This window comes from Prevotella amnii DSM 23384 = JCM 14753, assembly GCF_000378745.1.
GTDB lineage: Bacteria > Bacteroidota > Bacteroidia > Bacteroidales > Bacteroidaceae > Prevotella > Prevotella amnii.
Genome location: NZ_KB905310.1, coordinates 1 through 8,089 on the forward strand (window position 1 = coordinate 1; position 8,089 = coordinate 8,089).

Genomic DNA, 8,089 nt, shown 5'->3' on the forward strand with positions numbered 1-8,089 from the left:
ATGGTAACGTCCTACTTCGACCCGGGTACGAAACTCATCTATGCCATCGGTGCCGTAGTGGGTCTTATCGGAGGAATAAAAGTATACAACAAGTTCTCAAGTGGCGACCCCGATACGAGCAAGACAGCCGCTTCTTGGTTCGGTGCGTGTATCTTCCTGATTGTGGCTGCCACCATCTTACGTTCCTTCTTCCTGTAAACGATGGCACAGTGGGAAATCAATAAAGGTGTAGGTCGGACGGTGGAGTTCAAGGGCTTGAAGGCGCAATACCTCTTCCTCTTTGCTGGGGGACTGCTGGCGGTCTTCTTTCTCGTGGTGGTGCTCTATCTCTGTGGCATCGACCAGATAGTCTGCCTCGGTCTTGGCTTAGTGGGTGCAACACTCGTCGTGTGGCAAACGTTCGCCATGAACCGCAAGTACGGCAGATACGGACTGATGAAGCAGGGAGCCATTAAGATGCACCCGCGCTACCTCTTGAACCGCCGTACCGTCTTTCACCTTATCCGTAACCTCAAACCAAAACGCAAGGCATAATGAGAAACAACAGTAAAATCACGACCTTGGAAGCGAAGTTCCCGCTACTCTCCATCGAGCAGGGTTGTATGGTGAGTAAGGATGCTGACATCTCGGTGGCTTTCCGTGTGGAGCTGCCCGAACTCTTCACCGTCACCTCTGCCGAATACGAGGCGATGCACTCGGCATGGCACAAGGCAATCAAGGTGCTGCCCAACTATACCATCGTGCATAAGCAGGACTGGTTTATCAAGGAACGTTACCAACCAAAGATGGCAGAAAGCGGACTTAGTTTCCTCTCACGTGCATCTAACCGACATTTTAGTAATGATAAAAAAATAACTTGGTATTTTTTTCTCTCTCTCCATGAAACCATATAGTTCCATTTCTGGAGTTTTTCATCAATTGAATACACTGCTCAAGACCGATGCCTCGGCTCCGAAAATGTACCAAGTTATTTTTTAATCATTACTTAACGAGCGTCCTTTCCTGCACCACTCGGTCTATCTCTTCCTGACCAAGACCAACAAGCAGCGTATGCAGCGACAGAGCAATTTTTCCTCGCTCTGCCGTGGGCACTTGCTCCCCAAGGAGATTACCGACAAGGAGGAAGTGGTCAAGTTTATGGAAGCGGTGGACCAGTTCGAGCGTATCATCAACGACACGGAGCAAATCCGGCTCACCCGTATGAAGGAGGAGGATTTGGTGGGGACAGCCGAGAAGGGCGGACTCTTAGACCGCTACTTCTCCCTTTCTGAAGAAGGACACGCTTCTTTGGAAGACATACGATTAGGAGCAGACCTTGTGCGTATAGGGGATAATCGCCTTTGCCTGCATACGCTGTCAGACACGGACGACCTGCCTACAAGTGTTTCCACAGACACACGCTATGAGCGACTATCAACGGACAGAAGCGACTGCCGACTGTCCTTTGCCGCTCCCGTTGGCTTGTTGCTGCCCTGCAACCATATCTATAATCAGTACCTCTTCATCGAGGACAGTGATGATAACCTGCAAAGGTTTGAGAAGCAGGCACGCAACATGCACTCGCTTGCAAGATACAGCAGAAGCAATCAGATTAACGAAGAGTGGATACAGGAGTATCTCAACGTAGCCCACTCGCAGGGGTTGACCTCCATTCGTGTCCACTTCAACGTGCTGGCATGGAGCGATGACAAGGAAGAACTCCGTAACATCAAGAACGATGTGGGCAGTGCGTTGGCACTGATGGAGTGCAAGCCACGCCACAACACCGTTGATACGGCTACCCTCTATTGGGCGGGTATTCCCGGCAATGCCGCCGACTTTCCAAGTGAGGAGAGTTTCTATACCTTTATCGAGCCGGCTCTCTGTTTCTTCACGGCAGAGACCAACTATAAGGACTCGCTCTCTCCCTTCGGTATTAAGATGGCTGACCGACTTTCGGGCAAGCCCATCCACTTGGACATTTCCGACCTGCCGATGAAGAAAGGTATCATTACCAACCGCAACAAGTTCATTCTCGGTCCTTCAGGTAGTGGCAAGTCTTTCTTTACCAACCACATGGTACGCCAGTATTACGAGCAAGGGGCGCACGTACTCTTGGTCGATACGGGTAACAGCTATCAAGGCTTGTGCGAGCTTATCCACCGCAAGACCAAGGGCGAGGACGGTGTTTATTTCACCTATACCGATGAGCATCCTATCTCTTTTAATCCTTTCTTCACCGATGATTACTTCTTTGACGTGGAGAAAAGAGAAAGTATCTGCACCTTATTGCTTACGCTTTGGAAGAGTGCCGATGAACATATTACCAAGACAGAAGCAGGCGAACTTGGTTCTGCCGTCAACACCTACATCGAACTTATCAGGACGGATCACACCATCGTTCCCTGCTTCAACACCTTCTATGAGTATCTGCGTGATGTGTATCGGGAGGACATGGAGCATCGGGACATTAAGGTAACGCTCTCTGACTTCAATATCAATAACCTCCTAACGACACTCAAGCAGTATTATAAAGGTGGCAGGTATGACTTCCTGCTGAACTCGGACAAGAACATCGACCTGCTCTCGAAACGTTTCATCGTCTTTGAAATCGACCAAGTGAAGGACAACAAGGATTTGTTTCCTGTCGTAACGATTATCATCATGGAAGCTTTCATTAACAAAATGCGCCGATTAAAAGGTATCCGCAAGATGATTCTCATCGAAGAAGCATGGAAAGCCATTGCCTCGGCTAATATGGCGGACTATATCAAATATCTCTACAAGACGGTCAGAAAGTATTTCGGGGAAGCCATCGTCGTGACACAGGAGGTGGACGACATCATCCAGTCGCCCATTGTCAAAGAGAGTATCATCAACAACTCCGACTGCAAAATCCTGCTTGACCAGCGCAAGTACATGACCAAGTTTGACGGCATACAAGCCATGCTCGGACTCTCCGAAAAGGAGAAGAGTCAGATACTTTCCATCAATCAAAACAATGACCCGAATCGACTCTACAAGGAAGTGTGGATAGGCTTGGGCGGTATGCAGAGTGCCGTCTATGCCACGGAGGTGAGCATGGAGGAATACCTTACCTATACTACCGAGGAGACCGAAAAAGTGGAGGTGATGCAGCGCGCGGAACAGCTGGGTGGCGACATCGAAACGGCTATCAGGCAGTTGGCAAGTGAAAAACGGGAGAAAAGAAAGTAATTTTTCAACAACTTAAATATGACAACAACAATGAAAAAACAAGTTTTTATGCTACTTACCGCTTTGACTTTATTCTGCGGTGGTCAGGCACACGCACAATGGGTAGTAACCGACCCGGGCAACTTTGCGGGTAACATCGCCAATTCCGTCAAGGAAATCGCCACCGCCACGAAGACGGTGAAGAACACCTTGGACGGCTTCAAAGAGGTAGAGAAACTCTACAACGACACGAAGAAGTATTACGACGATTTGCGTAAGATCAAGAACTTAATCGGTGATGCCTATAAAGTAAAAGAATGTATCCTGATGGTGGGCGACATCTCGGAGATTTACGTTACCTCGTACAAGAAGATGCTCTCAGACAAGAACTTCCGTCCTTCGGAACTTGCTGCAATGGCTTCCGGCTATACCAAGTTATTGGAATTGAGCGGCGAGAGCCTGAAAGAACTCAAATCGGTTGCCAAAAGCAATGTGTTCTCGATGAACGACCACGAACGTATGCAGCAGATAGACCATATCTATACCACGCTGCGTGAATATCGTTCGCTGGTATCTTACTATACCCGTAAGAACATATCGGTGAGCTTCGTGCGTGCCAGAGAGAAGGGAGAACTGAGCGAGGTAAAATCCCTCTACGGTAATACGGCAAGCCGCTATTGGTAATCAAGTAAGGAAAGGACAAACTTATGGATTTTGCCAGTTTACACGATTTGCTCCGCTCGACCTATGACGAGATGATGCCGCTTTGTTCGGATATGACAGGTGTGGCAAAGGGGATTGCGGGCTTGGGTGCGCTCTTCTATATCGCACTGAGGGTATGGGCTTCGCTTGCCCGTGCCGAGGCAATCGACGTGTTTCCGCTCCTACGTCCCTTTGTGATTGGTTTTTGCATTATGTTTTTCCCTACGATAGTGCTTGGCACAATGAATGGCGTACTCTCCCCAATCGTCAAGGGTACGGAAATGATGGTGGACAAGCAGGAGGGGACGCTTGCCAAACTTATAGCACAAAGGGATAAGTTGCAGGAGGAAGCCTATCTGCGCAACCCCGAAACGGCATTTTTGGTATCGAATGAAGCCTTTGACCAAAAGATTGAAGAGATGGGCATCGTCGGTCCGGAGGATGCCATAACCATTGCGGGAATGTATGCGGAACGCTCTGCCTACCAAATGAAACAATGGATTTTAAAGTGTGTTCACGACATCATGGAAATACTCTTCCACGCTGCGGGATTGATTATTGACACGCTGCGCACTTTCATTCTGATTGTGCTCTCCATTCTTGGACCCGTCGTTTTCGGCATTGCCGTATGGGACGGATTGTCGGGGTCGATGACGGCTTGGTTTTCTCGCTATATATCGGTGTATCTATGGCTACCGGTGAGCAGCATCTTGACCGCCCTTCTGACAAAGATACAAGTGCTGATGGTGCAGAAAGATATTGAAACCCTTAGCGACCCGAATTTCCTCCCCGATGCGGGCAGTTGGTATCACATCGTCTTCTTCCTCATCGGTATCGTGGGCTACTTCTGTGTGCCTACGGTGGCAGGCTGGATTATCGAAGCAGGTGGCGGCATCGGCTCATACGGTCGTAACGTCAATCAGACGGCTCAACGTGGAGCGCAGGGCGCATACACCGGAGGCAAGTATTTGGCAGGTGGAGCTGGAGCCGTTGCAGGCAATGCCATCGGACGTATCAAGGGTGCATTACTCAAAGGTAAATAACAAAAAACGAAAAAACAATGGAATTCAAATCACTCACCAATATCGAGACCTCATTCCGTCAGATAAGGCTCTATGCCTTTGTCTTTGCCATCGTCTGCGTGGCGGTCAGCGGCTATGCCGTCTATGCCTCGTATGGCTTTGCCAAAGAGCAGAGGGAGAAAATCTATGTGCTTGACCAAGGAAAATCCTTGATGCTCGCACTGAGTCAGGATGCTAGCAAGAACCGACCTGTGGAAGCGAGGGAACACGTCCGCCGTTTCCATGAACTGTTCTTCACCATCGCGCCCGATAAGGATGCCATCGAGAAGAACATGGAGCGTGCCTTTCTGCTCTGCAACAAGTCGGCGTTCAACTATTACAAGGACTTGGCGGAAAAGGGCTATTACAACCGTGCCATTTCGGGCAATGTCAATCAGCGTATTGAGGTGGACTCCATCCGCTGCAATTTCGAGGTGTACCCCTACGAGGTAACGACCTACGCCCGTCAGTTCATCGTGCGACCGAGTAACATCACGGAGCGTAACCTGATAACGACCTGCACCTTGCAGAACTCTGTCCGCTCGGACAACAATCCGCAGGGCTTCCTCATGGAGCAGTTTATGGTGCGACAGAATCAAGACCTCCAAACCTATAAACGATAGCACGATGAAAAGAACAAGGGGATTTTCATTCGCACGGCACTATTTGAGGGCGCACTTGTGGCTTCGCCATCGGTGCGACAGGCTCACGGCAAAGCAGCGCAAGCTGATTGTATTCGGATTAAGTTTTGTCTATCTCGTCTGTTCTTTAGTGATGATAGCGCAGTTTTTCCTGCCGCACGATAAGGAGGAAAGACTACCTATCCCCAAGGGAACGATAATAGACAGCGACATCCATACAGATAGCGTATTTATACGACTTTATCAACAATATTCAACTAATAGTAATGAAAATGGATAATAAACAGAAAGAATATCTCAAGAAAGGACTGGTCTTCGGTGGGCTGGGATTGCTTTTCGCCCTCTCGATGTGGTTCATATTTGCCCCGTCGGGCAAGGAGAAGAGTGCGGCGCAGCAGGGACTGAACGACAGCATACCGCAGGCTACCACCGAACAGCTGACGGGCAACAAACTCAAAGCCTACGAATTGGGCGACAAGAGCCGTCAGGACGAACAGACACGCGAGGAGATGGGCAGGCTTTCGGATTACTTTGATAGTAATACCGCCCCCTCGGAAAGCGAGCGTGCGGAAACAGCCGCTTCGACGGCAAAGATTGAAAGCTCAATGCACCGCTATGAGGAGAACAACCGCCTGTTGAACTCTTTTTATGCACCCGATCCGCACGAGCAGGAGCGTGAGGCACTGCGCTCGGAGTTGGACAACCTCAAAAAGGAATTGGCATCAAAGAATGAGAATGAGGATGCGGAGGAGAAGCGACAGCTCGCTCTGATGGAAAAGAGTTACCAAATGGCGGCGAAGTATCTGCCACAATCTTCTTTAACTACCAATGCTGCCAACGCTTTTACACCCGCAAAGGAAAAGGGAGTTTTGGAAACATCGGCAACAAAACAAGTATCGGTAGCCGGTTCTCTTCCTGCAATGGAGGTATTGGCAGAACGTAAGCAGGTGGTGTCTTCGCTCGATCAGCCGATGACAGATGCCGACTTTGTTCAGCAATACGGCACGAAGCCACGCAATATGGGCTTTCATTCGCTCACGAGTGCGGTTGCTGCCGTGTCCCGCAACACGCTCAGCGTGGTGGTGGACAGGACAGCGACACTCAAGGAGGGCGATAATGTGGCGTTGCGCATGCTCGAAACTGCCCAAGTGCAGGGCTTGCGCATTCCCCGCCAAAGCCGACTCATTGCGAGGGCTAAGATTGAGGGCAACCGTCTGCACCTGCTCGTTAAGAGCATTGAAGTAAAGGGACGGATTATTGCCGTGAAGCTCTCGGCATACGACACCGACGGACAGGAGGGGGTATTCATTCCCGGTTCGGAGGACATCAACGCTCTCAAAGAGGTGGGAGCAAACATTGGAGGATCGATGGGAACTTCCTTCACCTTTGCTTCCTCTGCCAAAGACCAAATCATCTCGGAGGCGGCACGTGGGGTGATGCAGGGCGCAAGCCAGCTGCTCCAAAAGAAACTCCGCACCGTCAAGGTAACACTTAAAGGCGGCTACCGCATGTTCTTGGTTCAGTCAAAATAAGCATATCAATCAATAAAAATAGCAATAACAAAATAATAACAACAATGAAAAAATGGATTTTTTCGGCTGTCCTGCTTGCCACGATGGGAGCGTCAGCCACTGCACAGACAACGACTTCAACGCTCACGCCCGACCGTCCGCTCTCATCGGGAGAACTCTTTCAAGGTATGAGCAAGGCAATTCCGAATGGACGCATCGTCCTGCCTTACGGCTTGGAAGTTACTTTTGAAAAGACGGTGCATTTGATTTTTCCATCGGCTGTCCGCTATGTGGATTTGGGTTCACAGAACATCATCGCCGGCAAGGCGGAGGATGCGGAGAACGTGCTGCGTGTAAAGGCTGCCGTCAAGGACTTTGAGACGGAGACCAACATGAGCGTGATTTGCGAGGACGGCTCATTTTATGCTTTCAACGTGAAATATGCCGATGAGCCGGAGAAGCTGAGCGTGGAGATGAAGGACTTTCTGTCGCCCGTCGAGGGACGTTTGCCGAGCAACCGTGCGGACATCTATTTCAAGGAACTTGGGAACGAGTCGCCCGTACTTGTCAAACTGATGATGCAGACCATCTGTCAGAATGACAAACGCTATATCAAGCACATCGGGGTGCACCAGTTCGGTATGAAATTCCTGCTTAGGGGATTGTATGCGCACAATGGCTTGCTATATTTTCATACCCGAATAGGCAATATGACCAATATGCCGTACTCGGTGGACTTCGTTACGTTCAAGGTGGTGGATAAAAAGGTGGCGAAGCGCACCGCCATTCAGGAACAGGTGCTGCAACCACTCCGTGCCTATCATCAGGTGAACTACATCAAGGGAAGGCACACAGAAAGTTCGGTGTTCGCCTTGGAGCAGTTCTCGCTTTCAGAAGATAAGCAGCTTGAAGTGACGCTTTATGAGCATAATGGTGGACGAACGCTTACCTTCTATGTCGAGCCGCAAGATTTACTTTTGGCTCAGAAGATTGATAACCT

The 8,089-nt window shown here is 49.7% G+C and carries 8 protein-coding genes and 2 pseudogenes; all 10 read left to right on the forward strand.

Translation table 11 applies throughout. The features are described 5' to 3' along the window. On the forward strand, positions 1 to 198 hold a 198-nt coding region (locus F596_RS0109660; protein WP_019036791.1), incomplete at its 5' end, for a DUF4134 domain-containing protein. A gap of 3 nt (positions 199 to 201) precedes the next feature. Then, positions 202 to 534, forward strand: a complete 333-nt coding sequence (locus F596_RS0109665) for a DUF4133 domain-containing protein (protein WP_004338355.1) — start codon at positions 202 to 204, stop codon at positions 532 to 534. Further along, positions 534 to 836 (forward strand): annotated as a pseudogene (locus F596_RS11120) (DUF3875 domain-containing protein); the annotation flags it as partial. The gene F596_RS0109665 and the pseudogene F596_RS11120, both read left to right, overlap by 1 nt. 151 nt (positions 837 to 987) lie before the next feature. Next, a pseudogene (locus F596_RS11125) lies at positions 988 to 3,195 on the forward strand (TraG family conjugative transposon ATPase); the annotation flags it as partial. Positions 3,196 to 3,225: 30 nt separating this feature from the next. Next, a complete protein-coding gene (locus tag F596_RS0109675) occupies positions 3,226 to 3,858 on the forward strand; it encodes a DUF4141 domain-containing protein (protein WP_019036792.1) in 633 nt (210 codons plus the stop codon). A 23-nt stretch (positions 3,859 to 3,881) separates the two neighbouring features. After that, positions 3,882 to 4,919 carry a conjugative transposon protein TraJ gene (gene traJ, locus F596_RS0109680; RefSeq protein WP_008448442.1) on the forward strand — a complete coding sequence of 346 codons (1,038 nt, stop codon included), beginning with the start codon at positions 3,882 to 3,884 and terminating at the stop codon, positions 4,917 to 4,919. A 17-nt stretch (positions 4,920 to 4,936) separates the two neighbouring features. Beyond that, positions 4,937 to 5,560, forward strand: coding sequence for a conjugative transposon protein TraK (gene traK, locus F596_RS11620; RefSeq protein ID WP_081618446.1), 624 nt, complete (start codon positions 4,937 to 4,939; stop codon positions 5,558 to 5,560). A gap of 4 nt (positions 5,561 to 5,564) precedes the next feature. Then, positions 5,565 to 5,858, forward strand: a complete 294-nt coding sequence (locus F596_RS0109690; RefSeq protein ID WP_024992812.1) for a hypothetical protein — start codon at positions 5,565 to 5,567, stop codon at positions 5,856 to 5,858. Next, complete coding sequence (traM, locus tag F596_RS0109695) at positions 5,851 to 7,110, forward strand: conjugative transposon protein TraM (protein ID WP_024992811.1); 1,260 nt, start codon at positions 5,851 to 5,853, stop codon at positions 7,108 to 7,110. The genes F596_RS0109690 and traM overlap by 8 nt, the downstream gene beginning before the upstream one ends. 44 nt (positions 7,111 to 7,154) lie before the next feature. Next, a partial coding sequence (gene traN / locus F596_RS0109700; RefSeq protein WP_019036797.1) for a conjugative transposon protein TraN occupies positions 7,155 to 8,089 on the forward strand: 935 nt, incomplete at its 3' end.

What these genes read in the sequence shown, in the direction of transcription:
- F596_RS0109665 (WP_004338355.1), top strand. Translation starts at nt 202, where the DNA reads ATGGCACAGTGGGAAATCAATAAAGGTGTAGGTCGGACGGTGGAGTTC.
- F596_RS0109675 (WP_019036792.1), top strand. Translation starts at nt 3,226, where the DNA reads ATGAAAAAACAAGTTTTTATGCTACTTACCGCTTTGACTTTATTCTGC.
- traJ (WP_008448442.1), top strand. Translation starts at nt 3,882, where the DNA reads ATGGATTTTGCCAGTTTACACGATTTGCTCCGCTCGACCTATGACGAG.
- traK (WP_081618446.1), top strand. Translation starts at nt 4,937, where the DNA reads ATGGAATTCAAATCACTCACCAATATCGAGACCTCATTCCGTCAGATA.
- F596_RS0109690 (WP_024992812.1), top strand. Translation starts at nt 5,565, where the DNA reads ATGAAAAGAACAAGGGGATTTTCATTCGCACGGCACTATTTGAGGGCG.
- traM (WP_024992811.1), top strand. Translation starts at nt 5,851, where the DNA reads ATGGATAATAAACAGAAAGAATATCTCAAGAAAGGACTGGTCTTCGGT.